The sequence below is a fragment of the Chryseobacterium elymi genome (genome assembly GCF_003385495.1).
Classification (GTDB): Bacteria; Bacteroidota; Bacteroidia; order Flavobacteriales; family Weeksellaceae; genus Chryseobacterium; species Chryseobacterium elymi.
In genome coordinates this window covers 1-24755 of record NZ_QNUH01000026.1, presented here as the reverse complement: position 1 = coordinate 24755, position 24755 = coordinate 1, and the positions used below count along the sequence as shown (strand labels likewise).

Genomic DNA, 24755 nt, shown 5'->3' with positions numbered 1-24755 from the left:
AATCGCGGTTTTTTTCTGATACAAAATCATTTTTTTTTAAATATTTTACAATTTCACATTAAATATTCTCTTATTTTTGCGACAATCCTAAATTCCTAATAAATGAAATATTTTTTACTCACTTTTCTCTTCCTGTTCACAACAGCTAACTCACTTTTTGGGCAGAGGGATACGGAGCATTGGTTTGCTCCTATGGCAGCCCGAAGTACAAATCTTACGAGTCCACAACAGGCATTGTATTTCTCTACAGACTCTACTACCCCTTTTCCTGTAGAAATTTATAGTAATAATACCTTGTTAGGAACGGTAACCGTTTCCAAAGGAGCCCCCCAGACATTTACTATTCCTTTGGGAAGCATTATCACCGGTAATACTTCTGAACTTTTCGTTCCGGTAAGCAAAGGAATATATACAAAAGGAACAAAACCTTATTTTGTAACTTTGAGATTTTCTGTAAGCAGCCATGGAGAAATTCTGACATCTAAAGGAAAAGCAGGGATCGGCAAAAAGTTTTATGCGGTAGTTTCTCCCATAGAAAACCCTATCGTTGCGCTGAACTTTACTACCGGCGTGATGGCTACAGAAGATAATACTACTGTTACTGTTTCGGACTACTCTCCAGATGTTATATTTACCAATGGATGGACTGGTGTCACCAATCCATCTCTGACATTCACCCTTAATAAAGGCCAGTCTTATATTATTGAAGGAGTTGGTGATAAACCAGGAAACAAGGAAGGCTTTATCGGTGCTAAAATAGAAGCCGATAAACCTATTTCCGTGACCAACGGCAATTTCAACGGCCAGTTTGCCATTATTCCGCCGGGTAGTTTTTTTGATGGAGCAGATATTGTCATGGACCAATCCGTACCTACAGACAGACTGGGAAATGAATTCGTCCTTGTAAAAGGAAACGGGGATATCAGTGAAAGAATGGAGGATGCCTTGATTGTTGCTACTGAAGGCGGTACACAGGTATTCATTAACAATGGTGCAACACCGGTAGTAACACTGAGTGAAGGGGAAAGCTACAGGGTGAATAAGCTATCCAATACCAATTACATTAATCAGGGTAATAACCACTACAATATGTACATTAAAACAACAAAAAATGTTTATGTGTACCAGCTATTGGCAGGTGTTGCAACGAGTAATGCTACAATCGGATTCAATTATATTCCACCATTGAACTGCTACCTTCCAAGAAGAATAGATGAAATAGGGAATATTAACATCCTTCCTCCTACAACCAACAATGTTAAATTAAATATCCTGACAGAAACAGGAGCTGCAGTCACCGTCAACGGAGTTGCCCCTCCCGCTGCTCAGGGACCATATCCTGTGTCAGGAACTTCATCATGGGTATCTTATTCTGTACCGAACGTTACAGGAAACGTAACAATTACCTCTTCAAAAGCTGTAACGGCAGGAATTTCTGGAGGAAGCGGTGTGGTAGGCTATGGTGGATATTTTGCAGGATTCTCCTCTATCCCGGTTATTGCCAAACAGACCGGCGACTGTATTCCGGGAATTGTGCTGGAAGTGGATGATAGCTTTGATTCTTATCAGTGGTATAGAGATGATGTCCCCATTACCGGAGCGGTAACCAATTCTTATATTCCTACACAATCGGGTAATTATACTGTAAAAATTACAGTAGGCTCATGTCCTCCGATAACTACTCCAGTGTATAAAGTATTCACTTGCCTTACGGAAACTACATTGAACGAAACGGTTTGCGACGGTGTTAAGCTGATTGTTCCTACATTTACAAACTCTACACAGGCTGTAGTCCCTAGCAGCGTAATCATCGTTACACCACCTGTTAACGGTAATGCGGTTGTTGACCCTGCAACAGGAGTAATAAGTTACGCCCCTGCCTATACCTATGTAGGGCCAGATTCATTTGTTTATAAATTTTGTGGTAATAATCCTGACTTTACAGATTGCGAGGAAGTAACATTAAACTTAACAGTTTCCGAAAGCCCAATTGTTAACAATGCTTCATTAAGAGCATGTTATTTAGAAGACAATCCTGCTACAGGATTATTTAATCTTACTAACGCTTCAGTAACTGTACAGCCGGGAGTTATCAAAAAGTATTATCCTTCTCCAACGGATGCTGACAACAGTACGAACGAAATACTAAACCCGGCAAATTATATCGCTCCTACAGGAGTTGCCTACGTAAAAGTAATTAATGCAAATGGCTGTTACAGAATTGCAGAAGTTTCACTTACCGTTCTTCCACCTGTAAACTCTACTGTTCTTGTTGATAAGATCATTTGTATAGAGGATAAAACAACACTGGATGCCGGTCCTGGCTTCAACGGTTACGAATGGAGTACGGGTGCTACAACGCAGGCCATCCAGAATGTTGGTGTAGGAAGCTATTGGGTGAAATTGAAGACTGGGGACTGTGTAACGCTTCAGACTGTGAAGGTATATGCTTCAGAACAGCCGGTTGTATCAAATATCGAAATTTCGAGCACCACAGTTACCGTGTATGCAATAGGCGGAACCCCACCATATCAATACTCACTGGATAACCTTCAATGGCAGGATGCCAATATATTCACAGATGTGGCCAGAGGAATATCTACAGTATATGTAAAAGATAGTTATAACTGCGATCCAATAAAAGTAGAAATTACTATTCCTAATCTCATCAATGCTATTACCCCTAATGAGGACGGGGTAAATGATGTTCTCGACTATTCATTATTATCAGGCAAAAAGGATTTGAGATTCACAATTTTTGACCGATATGGAAGCAAAATATTTCAGGGAGATAAATCAAACGGCTATAAATGGAACGGAACTTTAGGCGGAAGCAAAAGGGTTCCTACCGGAAATTACTGGTTTGAGATCCACTGGAATGAACCTGCTGGTAAACAGACTGCTGTAAAATATACAGGATGGATTCTTGTCAAAAGCAGAGAATAAACACTGAAAAATATAGCTCTACAAACCGCGATTTTATCATCGCGGTTTTTTTATTACTTTTTCATAGCATCAATCCATTTTATTATTAAATTTGTGTTAAACTCCACCTGCTGAATGAAAAAAAATTTATCTTTTTTGTTTATATTTTATTTTTTCACCTTTACCTTCGCACAGTTGGATAGGGAACATTGGTTTGCACCAATGATGGATAGAAGCATAAATCCTAATCCATATCAGAAATTATATCTATCTACAAACAGAACAACTCCTTTTCCGGTAAACATTTATAATAACAATGTACTTATCGGCACTGTAAACATCAGTAAAAATAATCCCCAAAAATTTGATGTATTAAGAACGTATATTATCACTACCCTTCAGGCAGATCTGTTCACTCCTACAACGAAAGGACTATATCTGAAAGCAGAATTCCCTTTTTATGCGAACCTCAGGTTTTCCGTATTCAACCATGCGGAGATCATTACTTCGAAAGGAATACCTTCTACAGGAAAAAACTTTTATGCTGCAAATGCTCCAATTACTGTCAGTAATATCATCTTAAACTTTATGACCAGCGTTCTTGCAACTGAGGATAATACAACAGTTACAGTCTCCGGGTATAAGCCAACGGTACAGTTTTCAAACGGAACCACAGGTGCTACAAACCCCACCATGACTTTTACCCTCAATAAAGGGCAGTCATACATTATAGAGGGTATAGGTACAGCAAACACTGATGGTTTCATTGGTGCGAAAATAACTTCCAGTAAGCCGGTGAATATCACCAATGGAAATTTCAATGGTCAGTATGCGGGGAACTATCCTTCAAGCTCAGATATTTTAATGGACCAGGCTGTTCCTGTTGAAAGACTCGGAAGTGAGTTTGCTTTAGTGAAAGGGAACGGCAGAATCGGGTCCAATATGGAGGGAGCCATTGTCATTGCTACCGAGGACAATACAAAGATCTTTGTTAACGACGAAATCCTTCCTCTTACCACGCTAAATACAGGACAGTATTTTATTATTCCTGATTCAAAGTATAAACTTCAGGCGGGGGTCCATTATAATCTTTACCTTAAAACATCTAAAAATGCCTATGTCTATCAGATTCTTGCGGGGGATTCCGTTTCAGGGAGTGAGGTAGCAACCGGCGGGTTCAATTTTATTCCGGCACTGAACTGTTATCTTCCCAAACAGATTAATGAATTAGGTTTTATTGATGAAAACTTTGTTCATTCAAATGCTAACCCTTCGGGAACCCTTAATATTCCGACAAAACTGAATCTTATTACAGAAAAAGGAGCTAATGTTACGGTAAACGGTGCTGTTCCACCGGCAACAACCGGTCCATTTGACATGACGGGCACAGCCAACTGGGTTACCTATGGTATTCCCAATGTTACCGGGACAATTACTATAGTTTCTGACAAAGCAATTACTGCAGGAATCAATGCAGGAAGTAATGCTGTAGGATATGGAGGTTTTTTTGCAGGTTTTCCTACGCAGCCTGTTATTTTAAGCTCAGGAGGAGGCTGTGCTCCCGGCATCGTACTTACGGTGGACCCTATAATTTATGATACCTATCAGTGGTATGTAAACGGAACCCTTATTCCTGGAGCCACAGGATCGTCCATTAGCCCCACACAGTCTGGATTTTATACATGTTCTGTAACGATGGGAAAATGTGCGCCCTTAGTGACAGAACAGTTTAAAGTACTGAATTGTACTAAACTGACTACATCATCCTTCAATGTCTGCAACACAAAAACTATAACCCCTGCATTCACCAGCTCTGCACAAACACCTGTCCCCTCTACAGTCGCTATTGTCAATGCTCCTACACTGGGAACGGCTGTAATCGATCCTGTAACCGGAATCATTACTTATACTGTTAATACTCCAGGAAGTACAGGGACAGATACTTTTACCTATACTTTCTGCGGAGATGATCCTATTTTTACTGACTGTGAAACAGTAACCGTTACCGTCAATGTTCTGTCCCTTATCGTAACAAATGTTACATTATACGCCTGTAATATTAATGGGCAGGGAACTTTTAACCTTACATCCGCCAATGTAACCAATAACTCACCGGTAGCTATTACCTACTACCCTACCTTGGCAGATGCCCAGACGGAAAACCCGGGAGCTCTTATCACATCGACCAATGCCTATACCGCCCCGGACGGCACTATTGTATATGCTGTAGTAAAAAATAATCTGGGCTGTAAAAGTATTGCCCAGATCACCCTTTCTTTATATAATCTGGCTATTGTGCAAAACAATTATAACGGTATTTTCTGTGACGACAATATGGATGGAACAGTCACCATTACCCTGTCCAGTATAACAGGCATCGTACTGAATAATCCCGGTTACTTTACCAACGTAAAATATTATGCATCCCTTGCAGATGCTAATGCAGGAAACAACAATACTCTTCCTAATAACTGGAGCTATACAGCTACAACAACCATTTACATTAGAGTTGAATCCCCGGACGGCTGTGCTGTCGTTGTAAAACCTTTACAGTTCAGCATAGGAGCCCGTATTCCTTTATTAACACCTGCAGCAGTAACAAGCATTTGTGATGATGATCTTGACGGAATAAAGGCGGTTGATCTTGTACAGTTTATTCCCCAGTTTACGGCAGACCCGAATGTAACCTATACCTTCCATGGAAGTTTAGCTGATGCTCAGAATGACACTAATCCTATATCAGCAACCGTTAATATTACAGGTACTCAGACCTTCTATATCAGGTTTGAGAAAAATGGTATCTGTCCTGAAGTTGGATCTATTAAAATCACCGTTAAAGCCCCTAAGAAATCTGATATCTTAAAAGACAAGATTATCTGTCTGAAAACTACCACTACATTAGATGCTGGCCCCGGGTTTGAAAAGTACCTCTGGAGTACAGGAGCGACTTCTCCTTCTATTTCCAATGTTACTGTAGGAAGCTATTGGGTAGAGCTTACATTCAATGGTTGTGTTTATAAACAATATGTTAACGTTATAGAATCAACTCTTCCAGTTATTACCTCTCTTGAAATCAACGGATCTACAGTAACGGTGGGTGTAAGCGGCGGTGTACCTCCATATGAATATTCTCTGGACGGAGTAAGCTGGCAGAGCTCAAATGTTTTCAACAATGTGCCAAGGGGAGCTCACAAGGTCTTTGTAAGAGACTCTAAGCTGTGTGGTGAAGTAGAAAAAGCATTTGCCATCATCAATCTCATCAATACCATTACTCCTAACAGTGACGGACACAATGATGTGATAGACTATTCCGCTTTAATGAGTAATACGAACCTGGAATTCAGAATATTTGACCGTTATGGGGCAGAAATCTTCAGAGGAAGCCCAAGCAACCGATATACCTGGGACGGAACCATGGGCGGAAGGCCTGTACCAACCGCTACCTACTGGTATTTCATATCCTGGACAGAATTTGGCACCTCTATTCCTATAAAATATACAAGCTGGCTGCTGGTAAAGCGTAAATAACGAAATGATTTTAGTTCAAATTTCATGATATCGTTTTTATTTATGATTATTTATAACATTCATTAACAGTTAAGTATTAAAGTTTAATATAACTTTAACCTGTAATCACTATCTTAATAGGTATAAATTGCCGTATTTCTACGTAATTTTGCCCTAATTATATGAAGAAGCTAATTACCCTTTTGATGCTGATTTTTCTGGCAAAAATCAATGCACAGACATATTCCGGAGAGGTATTTTTAAGAGACAACTCGATCTTGTATCTTAACCAGGTTTACGTAACCAATCTGAATACCCAGAAAACGGTACTTACTGATTATAACGGTACTTATAATATACCTGCCGTTCCCGGAGATGTGATCCGTTTTACTTCTATCGTCACAGAACGAAAAGATGTAAAGCTTACTCCCCAGATGATGCAGCAGAAAAATTTAATTGAATTGAAAATTGCTTATTACGAGATCCAGGAAATTGTATTGAGCAGGTTCAAGCCTACAGGGAATCTTAGGTACGATGTAAATTCTATCAGAAAAGAAGACAAAGGACTGGCTATCAAAAAAGTGATTGGACTGCCTGAGCCAAAAGGTGACGGGACCCCTCCCGAACTTCCGGTTGCCGGATTAAGAGACGGCGGACTTACTTTCAGCCTGGAAAGCATCTATGATATCCTTTCGGGCGACAGAAAGAAAAAACAGCGTTATATGGCCTATGAAAGGATGAATAATTCTGTGGCCCAGATTAAGAATTATCTCGGTAAAGATTATTTTGCCAAGTTTAAAATTCCTGACAATCTTATTGATAATTTTCTTCAGTTTGTTTATACTTCAGAAAATATTGAAGCCTATGTCCTGGCCGGTAATTTTGAGGCGATAAAAATTCCAATTGAAAAGTATCTGCCTATCTACCAGAAAAGACTTAAAACTTCTAATCTTCAGGAAGTAATTAAATAAGCTTTTATATTTTTAAGAAATGTTTACTGTTTAATAATTTATGATATACATTTCTTTTTTTAATTAAAAATATGTTTAATTTTATCTCACAATTACGTATCTAAAATAAAAACAAGAGTATTCCGTTATTGTAATAAACTAATTGACCAAAACACAAATTAAGAAAGAACATCAGCTTTTAACTTAATATTTGTTAATGAAAAAATTACTTTTACTATTTATTTCTGTTCTATTCTTTAATCTGTCTGCTCAAAAAAGAGGGAAAGACTATACCGATATTTTAAAAAGTAAAAACATCTATGAGATCAATGCTTTTCTCAGAGATGCGCATCCTGATGATCCTCGGAGATCTGTACTGAAACCGAGGGTGATGGAAATGATGGCCCAATATATTAAAGATGCCCATCCTGCAGACCAGAAAGTAAAAGACATGCAGGAGATGCTTGCCCTGCTGAAAAGAAGACCGTCTACAAAGATCAGTTTTGATGAAATGAATGCCATTATCAAACAGAAACAGATCGCCAAATACAAGGCAGAACTTGCTGCCAAGCAATCTACGATAGTGTATACACCAAGTACTGCTCAAAATACTTTTGTGGTTAATACATCCGCCAATGCCGCTGTTCCGAACGCTGAAGCTGAAGAGTTCAATATGCTGATGGCTGTAAACCCTGTGGAACACAAAAATAAAACGGTAAAAATATTAAATTCACTGTTCGACAACGATCCAAACAGCAAAACAAGCATAGTTCTGATCAAAAACAATTCTGACTGTAACATTATTGTAAGAATGGAAGGAGTTGGAACCACTAAATACAGGCTTGCTGTTCCTGCCCATGATGACAGTACAATTGTTATAGATAAGGGCCAGTATCTTTTCACAAGTCTCGTTTGTGGCGCTCAGTATGCTTCTCAAAAAACAATCGAAAAAGCTATAATGGTTACATTGGGAAGTTCTCCAACTCAGTAAGCATTCCTTAAATCTGTCGAGACCTGTCTTTTATGTCTAAAAGACAAGGTAATCTATGTAAAAATTGCTATTTTTGCAGGATTTTATAATAATTCGATGGGCAAAAATAAATTAGCAAGATTCGCTGAAAACAAGATTTTACCAAATGTTATCCAACCTACAAGAGAGGATGCACTCAACGGTTTTCCACTTAAAGGAAACTGGAGAAAGGATTTCTTTAAGAATGATCATCCAATTGTACTTGAGTTGGGTTGCGGAAAAGGAGAATATTCTGTAGGGCTTGCTAAAACGTTTCCTGAAAAAAATTTCATCGGAATAGATATTAAAGGAGCCAGATTCTGGTTCGGAGCCAAGGAAGCTGTGGATAGCGGAATGAATAATGTAGCATTTCTCAGAACACAAATTGAGCTTGTAGATCATTTTTTTGCAGAAAATGAGGTTGACGAAATATGGATCACGTTCCCCGATCCTCAGATCAAATACAAACGTACAAAGCACAGGCTTACTCATCCTGACTTTTTAGAACGATACAAAAAATTCCTGAAGCCAGGTGGAATCATCCATCTGAAAACGGATTCAGAATTTCTGCATGGCTATACATTAGGCTATTTGCAGGGTGCCGGCTATGAAATCATTACAGCCCACCACGACATTTATGGCGCTCCTGAGTACGATCCGAATACGGAACATCTCAGAGACATAAAAACCTACTATGAAGAGCTTTTCTCTGCTAAAGGAAAAACAATAACTTATATAAAATTCCGGATAAGCTAATGGAATAACACAACAAATTGATGAAAAAAACTTTAACGACCCTCCTCTTCTTTTTCCTGGTTTCGGGTTCCGCTTCGGCGCAGAAAAAACACAAGGATATCCTAAAAAGCACAAATACAAAGGAAATTGAAGACTACCTTAAGAATGCACACCCTGATGACCCTAAAAGATATGTGCTAAAACCTAAACTTATTGCCTTAAAGAATTCTGACTGGACAAAAGGCGCTAAAACCGCAAAGCCAATGGAAGCCAGACCGGTAATGACTGATATCCCGAACAGGTTTATGAGGAATTCAAACTCTAACGATGCGGAAGAGTTTAAAAAGCTCATCGCCGAAACTTCTGATCAGCACAAAGACAAAACGGTAAAGCTTCTGAATGCTATGTTTGATGAAGATATCACCAAAAAAGAAGCTGTACTTCTGTTTAGAAATAATTCGGACTGCAATATTATCCTGAGAATTGAAGGAAAGGATTTCTACAACCTGGCAGTGCCTGCACACGGAGAAAATTTTATCATTCTCAATAAAGGCTCCTATACCCTGAACAGTAATGTCTGTGATGTAAAGTACTCTTCTCAGAAAGACATAAAAAAAGGTATATTTGTAGTGATTGAAAATCCCGGTACGCCCAGGCCTGATGCCAATAAAGAAGCGGCAAAAGATCAAAAGGAAACCGTACCTGTGAAACCTTCAAAAAAGAAAAGATCAAAAAAATAATCTGTATGAAAAAGCTAGCCACTTTCTCCGGAATTTCACTTATCCTTATAAGCTGCAGTGCCAGCTACAGCAGTTATCCTAGCTACCCCATAAGAACTCCTTCAAGTACGGGAAGTACTGTGATGAGTACGGAAAGAGAATATGCGGAGCTTATTAAGACCTATAAACCTGAAACAGCAGATGTTTTAACGGATCTTCTTAACGAGGATTCTCCCGGCAACCCCAGAACTTCTATTTCGGTGGAAAATAAATCTCCCTGCAATATGGTTCTTACTGTGAGCAGCACAGGCTTCTTTAAAAAGATCCCGATAGGCTCCGGAAAGGTTGGTTATACAATGGTGCCTAAAAACCGGAATTACAGACTCTCCGGAATGCTCTGTAACTCCTCTTACGATTCTACAAAGTACATCACAACATCTTATGCTATAAAGATCAGCAATTAAATAAAATAAAACCCCTCTCGATTGAGCGGGGTTCTTACAAAATTACAACACAAAAAACGCTGGACAGAATCCAGCGTTTTTCCTATATTAAAGAAAATCTTTAATTATTCAGCATCGAAATCAGTATCTGTTTCAGCAGACACTTTTTCTCCTTCTTCTTTAGATTTTTCTTTATCAGCTTTTCTTTGAGACTGTCCTTCTTTGATAGAATCAGAAACGATGTTCAGGATCATATCGATAGATTTAGAAGCATCATCGTTTCCTGGGATAACGAAGTCTACTTTTCTTGGATCAGAGTTTGTATCAACAATACCGAAAACTGGAATACCTAATTTCTTAGCTTCAGTTACAGCGATATGTTCTCTCATGATATCTACAACGAAGATTGCAGAAGGAAGACGAACCATGTCAGAGATAGAACCTAAGTTTTTCTCTAGGTTAGCTCTTTGTCTGTCTACCTGTAATCTTTCTTTTTTAGATAAAGTTTCGAACGTACCGTCTTTTTTCATTTTGTCGATATGGTTCATTTTCTTTACAGCCTTTCTGATTGTAACGAAGTTCGTCAACATACCTCCAGGCCATCTTTCTGTAATATAAGGCATATTAAGTTCAGAAGCGTGTTTTGCAACCACTTCTTTCGCTTGCTTCTTAGTAGCTACGAAAAGAACTTTTTTACCTGCAGAAGTTAATTTTTCTAAAGCACTACAAGCTTCGTCCAATTTAACTGCTGTTTTATGTAAGTCTACAATGTGAATACCGTTTTTCTCCATAAAAATGTATGGAGCCATATTTGGATTCCACTTTCTGGTCATGTGACCGAAGTGTACGCCAGCCTCTAAAAGGTCTTTTACATTTGCTTTTGCCATGTTTTCTGTTTTTGTTAGTTTACTTTCCGTCTTTTAAACAATCAACAACTTCTTTAGATGGGAGAAGTGTTTGGATGCTAAACGTAACGGGCAATTGGCGGTTTGCTTTTTGCTTTTGGCAATTGGCTTTTCGCCGAGATTAAGTTTAAATAAAATTTAATACATTTCTGTAGCCAATAGCTAATAGCCATTCGCCAACAGCAAATCTTAACGTTTTGAGAATTGGAATCTCTTTCTTGCTTTTTTCTGACCTGGCTTCTTTCTTTCCACCATTCTTGCGTCTCTTGTAAGTAAACCAGCTGGCTTCAAAGCTAATCTGAATTCAGCATTGATTTCACATAAAGCTCTTGAAATACCTAATCTGATAGCCTCTGCCTGACCTGTATTACCACCACCGAAAACATTTACGGTAACGTCATACTGACCAACAGTTTCAGAAAGGATAAACGGTTGGTTCAGCTTGTAAACCATCACGTCTGTAGAGAAATAAGTTGCAGCATCTTTACCGTTTACTGTAATAACACCAGAACCTGGTCTTACATAAACTCTTGCTACAGAAGTTTTTCTTCTTCCGATTTTGTGAACTATAGACATAATTAATTATTTAAATTCGTTAACATTAATTGTTTTAGGCTGTTGAGCTTCATGTTTGTGCTCAGTTCCTTCATATAGATAAAGGTTCTTTAATAAAGCAGATCCTAATCTGTTCTTTGGCAACATACCTTTTACAGATTTCTCCAATACTTTTAAAGAATCTTTCTTCTGAAGTTCAGCCGCAGTCATAGACTTCTGTCCACCAGGGTAACCTGTATGCCAGATGTAAGTCTTATCAGCCCACTTATTTCCGGAAAGCGTAATTTTCCCAGCATTCAAAACGATCACGTTATCACCACAATCTACGTGAGGTGTAAAGTTCGTTTTGTGCTTACCTCTCAAAATCTTTGCAACCGTAGAAGCTAGTCTTCCTAACGGCTGTCCTTCAGCGTCTACCACAACCCATTCTTTATTAGCAGTAGCTTTGTTCGCTGAAACAGTTTTGTAACTTAATGTATTCACACGTTTTAGTTAAAGATTAAACATAATTTTCCCCTAAAAGGGTGTGCAAAGGTACAAATTATTTTTGTAACCCAAAAACATATTTTATTTAATCTGTACTATCTCCGGATTTCAATTCCTTTTAATTGATTATCAACAATTGACTTGATATATGACTTGTAAAATGATGACTAATTAAAAAACATTTCAAAATTCTAAAACATACATGATAACACAAAGAGTTTGAGTATTAAACTCGGACTTTATTAATTTTACTTTAAAGATTTCCTTTAAAGCTTATTAATGTGATTATTTTATGTGACGAAATATTTATATTTGTGTCCAAATCATAGTCCCAAACTATCCATGAGCCACGGAAAAATAAGAGAAGATAAAACCTGCCTGAACTGCGGGCACCAGGTTGAAGAAAGATTCTGCCCGCACTGCGGACAGCAAAATATAGAAAGCCGCCATCCTTTTTACTATTTATTCACTCACTTTTTTGAAGATTTCACTCATTATGACGGTCAGTTTTGGGGAACTATGAAAAATCTGCTTTTTAAGCCGGGAAGACTTACGCAGGTTTATCTGGAGGGGAAAAGACAGCAGTTTGTTCCTCCTGTAAAGCTTTACATTTTTATAAGTTTTGTCACTTTTCTGTTTATTTCATTCCAAATAACAGATTTAAATTTTGGAAAGGAAAGGACCCGCCAGGCAAAAGAAATCAATAAAGAGATTCAAAAAGAAGCTGTTAAAAATAAAGCTGTAAATGAAGCTTTACAATCTCCGGAAGTACTAAAGGCAGATTCCCTTAGCGGCGGAATGCTAACTCGTGCATTAGATTCCAGCCAAGTTAAAAGTACAGCTCAAGATGATGTAGATGTTGAAAATATATTTAAAGAGAATAAGAGCATTACAAAATCTTTAGGACTACAGTCTATGGAAGATTTTGATAAGAGAAATCAAAAGAACGCGCACAAGTATCAGACCTTCCGCCCTTTCGTTGCTAAAATCTTTGAATTGGAAGAAAAAGGCCATTCCCCTAGTGAGATTACCAATATGTTTATTAAGAGTTCGGTTCACAATTTACCAAAAGCTCTTTTCATATATCTTCCTCTGTTTGCTTTTCTGCTATGGATATTTCACAGTAAAAAAAAGTGGTGGTATTTTGATCACGGTGTTTTTACCCTCCACTACTTTTCTTTTTTATTATTGCTCACCCTTCTTCTTTTTGTACTGAATAAGGTGTTTAGCTATTTTGGTGAAACAAGCAGCTTTGCTATTATTATGAAAGGGTTGCTGACTACAGGGGCTACTGTTTATGCAGGATGTTATTTTTTTGTAGCTCATTATAAGACCTACCGCACGCACCCTGCCCTGACTATTTTAGTTGGTGCTGTTTTATTCTTTATCAACACCGTTTTATTTACGTTCTTATTAATGGGCTTGGGAATTGTTAGCTTCTTATTAATGCATTAATTGCGCAGGGATTTGCTTGCCCTGAAACTAGCAATTAAGTAATAGGCTACAAAAACTGTAGAAAATTTCAGGATAGACGGAATCGCAAGCTCAAGGCTGAATATGAATGTTCCAATTAGCACCAAAATACCCATTGCGACAAAGGAAATACCTAATTTTTGCGGCAATGTAAAATTGGGCGTATCCAGATAATAAGCAATTCCCCATGCTATCCCAAAAGACAGTGCATAATATATATCAAGACCTACATTATCAGAACTGTAAAAAAAATAATTGATAAGGAAACTAAGAACTGTTCCTAAAGCAAAATACATCCAAGCCTTTTTCATAGTATATATATTATATTGCAAAAATAGATAATTTACTTATCATTTTTAAATGATCAATCATTAAGCAGGGAAAAAACAAACCCACACAACCTAAACTAAACACTGTAAATCAATACTTTAAATAAAAACAGACGGTTCTTATTTTATTATTATATTTGAAAATTCAGAAATTTTCTAGATTTTTTTATGGAAACCCAAAAATATACTCCAACCAACAAAGTGAGAATCGTAACAGCGGCGTCATTATTTGACGGACACGATGCTGCGATTAATATCATGCGCCGCGTGATCCAGGGAACAGGATGTGAAGTGATCCACCTGGGACACGACAAATCAGCAGAAGAAGTTGTTAACACAGCTATCCAAGAAGATGCCAATGCCATTGCCCTAACCTCATATCAAGGCGGCCACAATGAATATTTTAAATATATCTACGACCTTTTAAGAGAAAAAAACTCTCCGCAGATTAAGATTTTCGGCGGCGGCGGCGGTGTAATCCTGCCGGAAGAAATTGAGGATATCATGTCTTACGGAATCGACAGAATTTATTCTCCGGATGATGGTCGTGAACTTGGCTTACAGGGCATGATCGATGATTTGGTTAAAAGATCAGATTTTGCAACAGGAAAGGATATAACCTCTGCTGATCTGGATTCAATTAGTTTTGAAAATTCCACAAGCATTGCTAAAGTCATTTCTGCCGTTGAAAACTTCTCAGAAGAAAAACCTGAATTGGTAAAAGCAATTGACGAAAAATCAAAAGATCTAAATATTCCTATCATTGGTATTACAGGTACTGGTGGAGCGGGAAAGTCTTCATTAACAGATGAACTGGTAAGACGTTTTATCCGTTCAAATCCTGATAAAAAGATTGCTATTATTTCCATTGACCCTTCTAAAAAGAAAACAGGAGGCGCCCTTTTGGGAGACAGAATCCGTATGAATGCGATCAATGATCCTAGAGTTTATATGCGTTCGATGGCTACCAGAGAAAATAATGTTTCCGTTTCTCCGTTCATTCATTCTGCTTTGAATGTTCTGAAACTGGCTCATCCTGATGTTATCATTCTGGAAACCTCAGGTATTGGGCAGTCCGGCTCGGAAGTCTCTGATTTTGCAGATGTTTCCATGTATGTGATGACTCCTGAATATGGAGCATCCACTCAGCTGGAGAAGATTGACATGCTGGATTATGCTGATTTAGTGGCATTAAATAAATCTGATAAACGTGGGGCTCTTGATGCCCTTCAAGCCGTTAGAAAGCAGTTTCAGAGAAACCATCTGTTATGGGAACAGCAGCTGGATGAAATGCCGGTATATGCTACAAAAGCATCTCAGTTCAACGACCACGGAACTACAGAACTATACAACCGATTAATTTCAAAAGTAAACGATAAGTTTTCAGGTTTAGATTTAAAAACTTTTGTTGAACAGGAAATTACAGACGAAGTAACCATCATTCCTCCAAAAAGAGTTCGTTATCTTTCTGAAATTGTTGAAAACAACAGACAATATGACGCCAACGTTGAAAAGCAAGCTGAGCTTGCCAGAAAAATGTATCATATTGAAGGGGTAAAAAACTTCCTTTCGAATGAAACCCTGGACGCTGAATATCAAAAAGCAGAAAAAGATCTTCAGCAGGAAAATATCGACTTCTTAAAAACCTGGGATGATACGAAAAAAGCTTTTCACGAAGAGTTTTATTCTTATTTTGTAAGAGGAAAGGAAATTAAAGTGGAAACTTCAACAGAATCTTTATCCCACTTAAGAATTCCAAAGATTGCTTTACCAAAATATACGGACTGGGGTGACCTGATCAAGTGGAAAGGACAGGAAAATCTACCGGGAGGATTCCCTTACACAGCCGGAATTTATCCTTTCAAAAGAACAGGAGAAGATCCGACAAGAATGTTTGCCGGAGAAGGAGGTCCTGAAAGAACGAACAGAAGATTCCACTACGTTTCTGCGGAAATGGATGCAAAACGTCTATCTACAGCGTTTGACTCTGTAACTTTATACGGACAAGATCCAGCTCTACCACCAGATATTTATGGTAAAATCGGAAATGCGGGAGTTTCTATCGCGACTTTAGATGATGCTAAAAAATTGTATTCCGGATTTGATCTGGTAAATGCGATGACTTCGGTTTCTATGACCATCAACGGTCCTGCTCCAATGCTGCTGGCTTTCTTTATGAATGCAGCCATTGATCAGAATGTTGAAAAATATATTGCCGAGCATAATCTCGAGGCAAATGTTGAAAAAGCTCTAAAAGCAAAATTTGATGATAGAGGCTTAGAAAGACCGAAATACAATGGCGAACTTCCTCCTTCCAACAATGGTTTAGGATTAAAATTATTAGGAATTACAGGAGATGAAGTGATTCCTGCTGAAGCTTATGCCGAAATTAAGGCTAAAACCATCGCGACAGTTCGTGGAACGGTTCAGGCTGACATTTTAAAAGAAGACCAGGCTCAGAATACCTGTATTTTCTCTACTGAATTTGCCCTTCGTTTAATGGGTGACGTTCAGGAATATTTTATCACGGAAAAAGTTAGGAACTTCTACTCCGTTTCTATTTCAGGATATCACATTGCAGAAGCGGGCGCGAATCCGGTTTCTCAGCTGGCGTTTACTTTGGCAAATGGTTTCACGTACGTGGAATATTATTTGTCAAGAGGAATGGATATCAATGATTTTGCCCCGAATTTATCATTCTTTTTCTCTAACGGTATCGACCCCGAATACTCGGTAATCGGTCGTGTAGCAAGAAGAATATGGGCAAAAGCTATGAAGCTGAAATACGGAGCAGACGAAAGAAGTCAGATGCTGAAATACCACATCCAGACTTCAGGACGTTCACTGCACGCGCAGGAAATTGATTTCAATGATATCAGAACGACGCTTCAAGCGCTTTATGCAATCTATGATAACTGTAATTCTCTTCACACCAATGCTTATGATGAGGCGATTACAACACCGACTGAGCAGTCTGTAAGAAGAGCAATGGCAATACAGCTGATCATTAATAAAGAATTAGGATTAGCTAAAAATGAAAACCCGCTTCAAGGTTCATTTATTATTGAGGAATTAACGGATCTTGTGGAAGAAGCGGTTTATGCGGAATTCGACAGAATTACGGAAAGAGGTGGTGTTTTGGGCGCTATGGAAACCATGTACCAGCGTTCTAAGATTCAGGAAGAATCGATGCATTATGAATGGCTGAAGCACACAGGAGAATATCCGATTATCGGAGTGAATACTTTTCTTGGAAAAGACGGTTCGCCAACAGTACGTCCGGGAGAGGTGATCCGTTCTACTGAGGAAGAAAAGCAGGTTCAGATCGAAACTTTACATAATTTCCAGAAATCTAATGAAGACAGATCTGCAGAAGCTTTAAAACAATTGCAGTATGCAGCAATCAACCAGCAAAACTTATTTGCCGTGATGATGGATGCTGTTAAATACTGTTCTCTTGGACAGATTACCAATGCTTTATTTGAAGTGGGTGGTAAATACAGAAGAAATATGTAAGCCCAGACAATTTTAAACATTGTTGAGCAATATTCAACTTATAAATTAAACCTCAAGGAGATTTCTTTGAGGTTTTTTGTATTTTTACACAACAGCAACATTTTAACTAATGAAATATATTTTATTCCTGATTGGAATTATTTCCTGCGGACTCTTCAATGCTCAAGAAGCTGATAACAACCTCCAGGGTTATTTTATGACCAATTCTAAAGAAACATTATACCCATATTTTGCTTTTGATGGTAATGGAAAGGTCGATATTGCAGGATATGGAAAAGGAGATTATTTTGTGAAAAATGATTCCGTGGTTGTTTTTCCGGATAAGGATATTTTTATCTTTAAAATGTCTAAAAACCGTTTGGCCGGTAATTCAACCTGGGTTAAGGACACTAAGTGGGATCTAAAGAAAGATAGCCTTGCCGAAAACAACAGAAAAGATGATACCCTGGCTAAGAAAAATGCACAGCTTCTTTATGAATATTATCGTAAAACAAGAGCCAAATCCAATGATTTTGACAAATTATTTGATGAAAACGCAATGACAAATTACACAAAAACCATTGATGATTTGTGCACAAGAGGTCTTGCAAAGGCATGCATGGAGAAATTTGGATTAATGGTGATGAACGATGTGGGTGGAATGGAAGCTGTCTTAAAAAATAAACTGAAAAAGCCTAAACAGAATCCTGAAATCATCAGGTTAGGGCAAAAAATCATCAGCATGGGCGAGATTGAAGGCCATACAGTTTTAGGAAGTTATTATTATAGTCTGGGTGACAAAACCAAAGCCACGAAAGAATGGCAAACAGCAACTGATAAAGGAAGTACCAAAGCCGGATTAGCACAATTTGAAGCAGAAATGAATGATGCAGCAAAATAAAATGCAGAATCAATTAATGAAACCTAAAGCCGTATTCAACTGGAGCAGCGGAAAAGATTCCGCACTTGCCTTTTATAAAATCCAGCAGGAAAATCAGACTGAAGTTACAACTCTGCTTACCAGTATCAATAAAGAGTTTCAGAGGATTTCGATGCATGGTGTTCATGTTTCACTTTTGGAAAAGCAAGCCGAAAATATAGGACTGCCTTTGATTAAAATGGAACTCCCCAAGGAACCGTCCATGGAAGAATACCGTGAGATTATGGGTAAAACGATGTCGGACATTCAAGATATGGGCATTACGCAGTCTGTTTTTGGGGACATTTTCCTGGAAGACCTCCGGAAATACCGTGAAGACCAGCTGAATTCGATAGGAATGGAAGCTCTATTTCCACTTTGGAAGCAAAATACAACCGATCTCATCCACAAATTTCTTGACCTTGGCTTCAAAACAATTGTGACGTGTGTGAATGAAACTTATCTGGACAAAAGTTTTGCAGGAAGAATTATTGACCAGGACTTCATCAATGATCTTCCTAAAAATGTTGATCCATGTGGAGAGAATGGGGAATTCCACACATTTACTTTTGATGGGCCTATTTTTAAAAATCCTGTTCAGTTTGAAACAGGAGAGACGGTAAAGAAAACCTATCCTAAGCCAAAAGCCAGTCCTGAAGATGAAGACAGTGACTATGTTTTCTGGTTCTGCGATCTGATTCTGAAATAGTAATATTATTTATCCCTGCAGTTTGTTAAGCCATGCCTAATTCCTGACACTTCCCACATCCAAAATATTACTTCAACACCTTTTTCATTGTCTACCCGTAACAAAAGTAGCTCTGATTCTTTGTACTATTATAAAAAAATTGGGTTCAGTCAATGAACGGACTTAGCTTAGCACAAATTTTGCTTGTCTTTGAGACCCCAAAGGATTTTCTTATATTTAAATAATGTAATAATCCCAAGATCAGTAACTTTTAATATAAAACACCTGTGATAAAAAATTTTACACTCCTTCTGCTTTTCTGCTTTTTATTTTCATGCAAAACTGAAACTCCCAAAAAACCGGTTGACAAAAATGTAATTATTGATTCCACAATTACGGCTTTTCAAAAAACACTTCTGGAACAGCAGATTGATTCTGTATTTAAAAAGTATAATTTCAACGGAAGTATTGCCGTATTTAAAGATTCCCTGCAACTGTACAGGAAAGAAAACGGCTATTCTGATTTTAAAAATAAGATAAAAATCGACAGCAATACGGTTTTTGCTATTGGGTCTGTAAGCAAACAGTTTACTGCTGCTCTTGTTCTTCTTCAGATGGAACAGGGAAAACTGAACGTTAGTGACAAAGCATCCAAATACCTGAAATCATTTCAAACCAAAGAGTATGAAAATATTACTATTCACCAACTTTTAAATCACACTTCGGGATTAAATACTTTCGGAGGAAAGCTTATGTTCAAAAGTGGTTCGGATTTTTTCTATTCCAATGACGGCTTTAATGCTCTGGGACAAATTATAGAAGTTGTTTCAGGGAAATCATACGATGAAAATGTCATGGAACTGTTCAAAAAAGCAGAAATGAAAAATTCTTCTACAGGAAATATCTTTGAAGGTAAGGATTTTGCAAGTGCCTATTTGGGAAATGCTACAAAATTTGTCGCCGTTCCGAATATGCCCAAAAGGCTGGGAGGAAAAGATATAGGAACCCCGGCAGGCGGCATTCTTTCTACCATAGAGGATCTCCACATCTGGAACAATGCTATTTATGGAGGAAAGATCCTGAAACCTGAAACTTTGAAGCAGTTTGTTTCTAAAAGCTCGGAAAGGCATCATGCAGTTTTAGGAAAAATGGGCTATGGCTATGGGATCATGATCAATATCGGAAGCCCTGAAGGTTATTTTCACAGCGGCTATGTAAAGGGCTCCCCTTCTCTGGATATCTATTATCCACAAACCAAAACATCAGTTATTATTTTATCCAATATTGCGGATGAAGAAAAGGGAAAAAGTTCAACATTCAGACCTCATGTGGAAGTTAAAAAGATTACGGACAATCTTGAGAATATTCTATTGCAGCTTAGAACAAAACAATAATTTTCTTTACATATAAAACATGGATATGAATTGCTATCTGTGAACATTAATTGTCAGCGGACTGAAGAAAATTCTGCATTCTTTTCAAAGTCTTTTTATGTTCAAAAAAATTGAGCAAGGTAAAAATCATTGAACTCTGAAGGATAAAAGGAACCAGTAATGTAATGAGTGTTCCGGCAATTTCAGATGTATTTTGCGTTCTGAAAAACTGGTAAGCGTAATGCCCGTTTTTTCCGAGGAGCTGTAGCATGGAAATCGTAACGATTACCATCAGCCCTACATTCTGCTGGTATAAGGTGTAAAAACATTTTCCTTTGTATTTAAAGTCTGTTCTCATGTATTTCCAGATTTTAATATTAAAAAACCATACCATCCCCATTGTCAGCAAAAACAATCCATTCAGCAGTCTGAAAAATATTCTGTATTCTTCCTGGCTTTTTGATAAATAAATCAACAAAAGGTTAATTCCAAAGAAAACAAGACCTATTATAAAAGATTTTTTCAGGAGTACATTGAATTTTTCCTTAATTATTTTTTTTACAATCAATGGAATCTCTGCAGGAGAAAATAAAAAGTAACTTACCATTTTAAATTCTCCGTCCCAGGATTTTTTAACGTTCAGAAATGCATTTTCAAAATCCAGTTTTTTTTGAAGCTGGATGTCTGCAATCTGGGAGAGCATATGGTCTTTTACTTCAAGTAAAATATCAAGTGGGAGCTCCTGAAAAATAAGATAGTCTGTAACCTCGTTTTCCTGCGTTTGGGTCATCATATGTTAAAAATGGTATTTAGGTTTAACAAATAACTTTTCATTTCGTTTTCCTGAACAGCCTGATGTTTCTTTCCCTTTTCTGTCAGAAGATAATATTTTCTGTCCCTTCCATTGATCTTCTGAACTTCTGATGTTATCATTCCGTCATTCTCCAATTTATGCAGCAGCGGATACAAAGCACCTTCCGTCATCTCAAGCTCCCCGTCTGTAAGTTCTTTTGCACGTTGGGTAATCTGATAGCCATACATTTTCACTTCTTTAGAAAGCAGTTTCAAAATAATGTTCTGGAGCGTTCCTTTGTAAAGACTGTTCTTTTTCAAAAATCTTGTTTTTATACCTTGTAAATCTATGCATAATTTTCTTATGTATTTGAATATTATAAAAAATATTTACTTTGCTGTATGAAAAAAATGTATTTCATTGCCATTTATCCTCCACAGGACATCATTGATGAAGTAAAGGTGTTCAAACAAGATCTTGCTGCGAATTATGATAATTCAAAAGCATTAACAAATGATGCACATATTACTTTATTATCGCCTTTTGAAAGAGAACTTGAGCTGGAAAGTGATATTCATACTGCTTTCCAGAAGATAGATACGGATATCCCTCCCTTTGAAATACTACTGAATGGTTTCGGAAGCTTTCCTAATCCAAAAAATTCGGTCATTTTTGTCCATCCTGAAGCCAACGAAAATTTAAATCTACTTCATCAAAGGATAATACAGCACTTTAGTTTTGGCAAGAAATCTTTCACGCCTCACATGACTGTCGGCTACAGAAACCTTAGTTTTGATAACTATCTGAAAGCATGGGAGATTTATAAGAACAAAGAATATAAAACTAAATTTTTAGTCGATAAAATTCTACTTCTTCGCCATGATGGAAGATGGATTCCTATTGCTGAAAAACAATTAAAATAAGACCTAATCAAACCTTATTACAATTCAACAAAAAAGATTTATAAACGCTATCTTTGAACCATGATTTCAGAGAAGATAATTTTAGGGATTGATCCCGGAACAGCGATTATGGGTTTCGGCATTATTTCCGTGACCAAAAGTAAAATGGAAATGATTTCTATCCACGAGCTGATCCTGAAAAAATATCCGAATCACGAAACCAAACTTAAATATATCTTTGACAAAACATTAGCTCTGATCGATGAATATCATCCGGATGAAGTTGCTCTGGAAGCTCCATTTTACGGGAAAAATGTGCAGAGTATGCTTAAACTGGGGCGTGCGCAAGGCGTTGCAATGGCCGCAAGCCTGTACAGAAATATTCCCATCACGGAATACTCTCCTAAGAAGATTAAAATGGCCATCACCGGAAACGGAAATGCCAGCAAGGAACAGGTAGCCGGAATGCTTCAGAACCTTTTAAAACTGAAAGAATTCCCTACCAAATATTTGGATGCTTCGGATGGTTTGGCTGTTGCAGTCTGCCATCATTTCAATTCCGGAACTATTGCAGATACAAAATCTTATAGCGGCTGGGATAGTTTTTTGAAGCAGAATCCGGGGAGGGTGAAGTAGAGATCGTGGGGTTGTAAATCAATTTTAATAATAAAACCAATGTTTTCACAGTAGCTCATTTTTTATAGGTAATGTCTCTAAATGATTTTGCAGGGAAATGGGAAAGTAGGTATCATTCACTGTTTTCCCTTGATTTTGTTCAGATAGAATCTTGATAATCTGAACTTCTGAAAATTTACTGTTTTTCATAGTATTCCAAATGTAAAAACTATATTTTTAAATGTTCCGGATTTTGGGGAAGATTACAGAAGAACTGCAGAAAATGGCGCAGCTTTTTGATATGAATACCGATCAAATTATTAATCATGACGGTTCTATTCCTAAAGAAGTTATCCTAGAGGATAAAACAGAACTTGAACAAATAAGATTAATCCCACAACTGGAAGAGGAAGACAAGCAAACCATTTTCCGCCTCGTGGAAAAAATGCTCACCAATAAAAAGTGTAAAGATTTTTTTGCCAAAAAACGCAGCAGATTTATAAAACACAAAACCCACCGCAATTGCGGTGGGTTATTTTTATCTACTCAAAGTCACAGACTTTGCGTAGCGGGGAGTTATATTTTATTACTCAGATATATAAAGTCCGCAAAGATTATTACTCATATAAATAGTTCCTTGTGTAAGATTTTTAACATTAGTGTCATCTACCTTAAACTCAGCCTTTTCAAAATCATCATCGTTAAAGTATGAGTCTAAAGGATCAATTCTTAACGAGTATTTCTTTCCTACAACTATTTTATTTTTACTTTTTACTTTACAATTTCTTTCTGATAATACTAATTCATTAATCTTACCATTTCGGATTTGTATTAAATACATACTTTTAGTGCTGTCAATTTTTAAGATCTCATACGAACTATTAGTATCATCATTTCTTGTAGATAATTTATTAGAACAACAACTCATCACCAAGATTATTATTAAAAATGATATGGTTTTCATTTATTTTGTTTTGGGTTTAATTTCGACAGTTCCTAATGATTTTGACTCTCTAACACCATTTACTTGTCTGTAAAGTGTTCTTTCAATTCTTATATTACCTCCTGTAGTTCTTGGTAAAATTTTATTCTCAGATTGCAAATTATAGTTTATTCGAGGATCTAAAGTACTTGCATTATTATGTGCTGACAGATAACTGTCCCAACTTACCTCTCGGTTTTTACTTCCTACAGTATTTATTGCACCTGGACTATTTATTGCACCATCATAAGCTTCAAGTATTTCGTGCATAACTCCAACGCCCTTTAATGCACTATAATAAGTATCTATTGCACCTAAATCCGTAGGATTTATAATTTGATTTGCATGAGTTATTGTATTTGGTGATCCTTCTAAGGATGCATCTATTGAGGAGTTAATAGTACTGCCTCTGAATGCTCCTCCAAATATTGCTGTATTATCTGATTCTATGACATTACTACTTTGAGCTAATACATCTACTACTACACTTTTATTGCTCATAGCTGAAAGCAAAGTTGATTCAGCATCTGTTGCGGTTGCTCCTTTCTTAAGCGTTCCGGTAACTTTTCCTTTCGAGTCCATTTTCAGATTTAAATTACTTGACGCATTTTTTAACTGCTCAAAAGCTTCTTTAGCCTGATCTCCTCTTAAGACAACATCAGTTACACCTCGTCCGTCTGGATCAATCCAACGAATAGGATTATTTATACTATAAGTATATGGAGACCAATTGATATATTTTTCCGCCAATGGATCTACCACTCCCCAACGTCCAATATCCGGCATATAGAATCTCGCTCCATAATCATACTGTCCCGTTTCCTGCTGTAATTCTTTACTATTATATTGATATTTATAAGCAGAATTTCCTGTCAAAGCATTATATCCTTCATGCTTTAACCCAAATGGATAATAATTGTTTTCTTCAAGAACTTCTGCGCTGCTGCCATTG

22 protein-coding genes are annotated in these 24755 nt (G+C 37.4%); 15 read left to right on the top strand and 7 right to left on the bottom strand.

Features of this window, described 5'->3' with window-relative positions; translation table 11 throughout:
* The first annotated feature begins 102 nt into the window (after positions 1-102).
* The 7 genes from DRF60_RS19155 to DRF60_RS19125 all read left to right on the top strand — a co-directional run bounded on the left by DRF60_RS19155 (position 103) and on the right by DRF60_RS19125 (position 10309).
* A complete protein-coding gene (locus tag DRF60_RS19155) occupies positions 103-2946 on the top strand; it encodes a T9SS type B sorting domain-containing protein (RefSeq protein WP_116014561.1) in 2844 nt (947 codons plus the stop codon).
* A gap of 114 nt (positions 2947-3060) precedes the next feature.
* Positions 3061-6453: a T9SS type B sorting domain-containing protein gene (locus DRF60_RS19150; RefSeq protein ID WP_167443748.1), complete on the top strand. Its 3393-nt coding sequence runs from the start codon at positions 3061-3063 to the stop codon at positions 6451-6453.
* A gap of 161 nt (positions 6454-6614) precedes the next feature.
* Positions 6615-7403 (top strand): hypothetical protein, encoded by a 789-nt coding sequence (locus DRF60_RS19145; RefSeq protein WP_116014557.1) that lies wholly within the window; start codon positions 6615-6617, stop codon positions 7401-7403.
* A gap of 196 nt (positions 7404-7599) precedes the next feature.
* Entirely contained in the window at positions 7600-8373 is a 774-nt protein-coding gene (locus DRF60_RS19140; protein WP_116014554.1) for a DUF6759 domain-containing protein, read from the top strand.
* A 96-nt stretch (positions 8374-8469) separates the two neighbouring features.
* Positions 8470-9147, top strand: a complete 678-nt coding sequence (trmB, locus tag DRF60_RS19135; protein ID WP_116014551.1) for a tRNA (guanosine(46)-N7)-methyltransferase TrmB — start codon at positions 8470-8472, stop codon at positions 9145-9147.
* 20 nt (positions 9148-9167) lie between these two features.
* A complete protein-coding gene (locus tag DRF60_RS19130) occupies positions 9168-9866 on the top strand; it encodes a DUF6759 domain-containing protein (RefSeq protein WP_238640246.1) in 699 nt (232 codons plus the stop codon).
* Positions 9867-9871: 5 nt separating this feature from the next.
* Positions 9872-10309, top strand: a complete 438-nt coding sequence (locus DRF60_RS19125) for a DUF6759 domain-containing protein (protein WP_116014549.1) — start codon at positions 9872-9874, stop codon at positions 10307-10309.
* A 104-nt stretch (positions 10310-10413) separates the two neighbouring features.
* Here DRF60_RS19125 and rpsB read toward each other — a convergent pair whose 3' ends face one another.
* The 3 genes from rpsB to rplM all read right to left on the bottom strand — a co-directional run bounded on the left by rpsB (position 10414) and on the right by rplM (position 12231).
* Positions 10414-11175, bottom strand: a complete 762-nt coding sequence (rpsB, locus tag DRF60_RS19120; RefSeq protein WP_111955604.1) for a 30S ribosomal protein S2 — start codon at positions 11173-11175, stop codon at positions 10414-10416.
* A gap of 207 nt (positions 11176-11382) precedes the next feature.
* Positions 11383-11769, bottom strand: coding sequence for a 30S ribosomal protein S9 (gene rpsI / locus DRF60_RS19115; protein WP_045501218.1), 387 nt, complete (start codon positions 11767-11769; stop codon positions 11383-11385).
* Positions 11770-11775: 6 nt separating this feature from the next.
* Positions 11776-12231, bottom strand: coding sequence for a 50S ribosomal protein L13 (gene rplM / locus DRF60_RS19110; RefSeq protein WP_034706094.1), 456 nt, complete (start codon positions 12229-12231; stop codon positions 11776-11778).
* A gap of 345 nt (positions 12232-12576) precedes the next feature.
* Between rplM and DRF60_RS19105 the strand changes: the two genes are divergently transcribed.
* Positions 12577-13689 carry a DUF3667 domain-containing protein gene (locus DRF60_RS19105; protein ID WP_116014546.1) on the top strand — a complete coding sequence of 371 codons (1113 nt, stop codon included), beginning with the start codon at positions 12577-12579 and terminating at the stop codon, positions 13687-13689.
* Here the strand turns inward: DRF60_RS19105 and DRF60_RS19100 are convergent.
* Positions 13686-14018, bottom strand: coding sequence for a hypothetical protein (locus DRF60_RS19100; RefSeq protein WP_116014543.1), 333 nt, complete (start codon positions 14016-14018; stop codon positions 13686-13688). The two genes, DRF60_RS19105 and DRF60_RS19100, sit on opposite strands and share 4 nt — an antisense overlap.
* Positions 14019-14204: 186 nt before the next feature.
* On the opposite strand from DRF60_RS19100, the gene DRF60_RS19095 reads away from it, so the two are divergent.
* From DRF60_RS19095 to DRF60_RS19080, 4 genes are all read left to right on the top strand, one after another.
* Positions 14205-17552, top strand: coding sequence for a methylmalonyl-CoA mutase family protein (locus tag DRF60_RS19095; protein ID WP_116014541.1), 3348 nt, complete (start codon positions 14205-14207; stop codon positions 17550-17552).
* A gap of 109 nt (positions 17553-17661) precedes the next feature.
* Positions 17662-18432, top strand: coding sequence for a hypothetical protein (locus tag DRF60_RS19090; RefSeq protein ID WP_116014538.1), 771 nt, complete (start codon positions 17662-17664; stop codon positions 18430-18432).
* A 16-nt stretch (positions 18433-18448) separates the two neighbouring features.
* Entirely contained in the window at positions 18449-19159 is a 711-nt protein-coding gene (locus DRF60_RS19085) for a Dph6-related ATP pyrophosphatase (RefSeq protein WP_116014594.1), read from the top strand.
* Positions 19160-19425: 266 nt separating this feature from the next.
* Positions 19426-20532, top strand: coding sequence for a serine hydrolase domain-containing protein (locus DRF60_RS19080; RefSeq protein ID WP_116014535.1), 1107 nt, complete (start codon positions 19426-19428; stop codon positions 20530-20532).
* A 46-nt stretch (positions 20533-20578) separates the two neighbouring features.
* Here DRF60_RS19080 and DRF60_RS19075 read toward each other — a convergent pair whose 3' ends face one another.
* Together DRF60_RS19075 and DRF60_RS19070 are read right to left on the bottom strand one after the other, a co-directional pair.
* On the bottom strand, positions 20579-21304 hold the full coding sequence (locus DRF60_RS19075; protein ID WP_116014532.1) for a hypothetical protein: 726 nt from the start codon (positions 21302-21304) through the stop codon (positions 20579-20581).
* On the bottom strand, positions 21301-21624 hold the full coding sequence (locus DRF60_RS19070; protein ID WP_116014529.1) for a PadR family transcriptional regulator: 324 nt from the start codon (positions 21622-21624) through the stop codon (positions 21301-21303). Before DRF60_RS19070 ends, DRF60_RS19075 begins: the two co-directional genes overlap by 4 nt.
* An 81-nt stretch (positions 21625-21705) precedes the next feature.
* Here DRF60_RS19070 and DRF60_RS19065 point away from each other — a divergent pair, with 81 nt between their 5' ends.
* The 3 genes from DRF60_RS19065 to DRF60_RS21435 all read left to right on the top strand — a co-directional run bounded on the left by DRF60_RS19065 (position 21706) and on the right by DRF60_RS21435 (position 23533).
* A complete protein-coding gene (locus DRF60_RS19065; RefSeq protein ID WP_116014527.1) occupies positions 21706-22227 on the top strand; it encodes a 2'-5' RNA ligase family protein in 522 nt (173 codons plus the stop codon).
* A 60-nt stretch (positions 22228-22287) separates the two neighbouring features.
* Complete coding sequence (gene ruvC / locus DRF60_RS19060) at positions 22288-22842, top strand: crossover junction endodeoxyribonuclease RuvC (RefSeq protein WP_040997663.1); 555 nt, start codon at positions 22288-22290, stop codon at positions 22840-22842.
* Between the two features lie 232 nt (positions 22843-23074).
* On the top strand, positions 23075-23533 hold the full coding sequence (locus DRF60_RS21435) for a hypothetical protein (RefSeq protein ID WP_185144605.1): 459 nt from the start codon (positions 23075-23077) through the stop codon (positions 23531-23533).
* A 252-nt stretch (positions 23534-23785) separates the two neighbouring features.
* On the opposite strand, the gene DRF60_RS19050 is transcribed toward DRF60_RS21435, so the two are convergent.
* The coding region (locus DRF60_RS19050; RefSeq protein ID WP_133297253.1) for an RHS repeat-associated core domain-containing protein at positions 23786-24755 on the bottom strand (970 nt) is incomplete at its 5' end.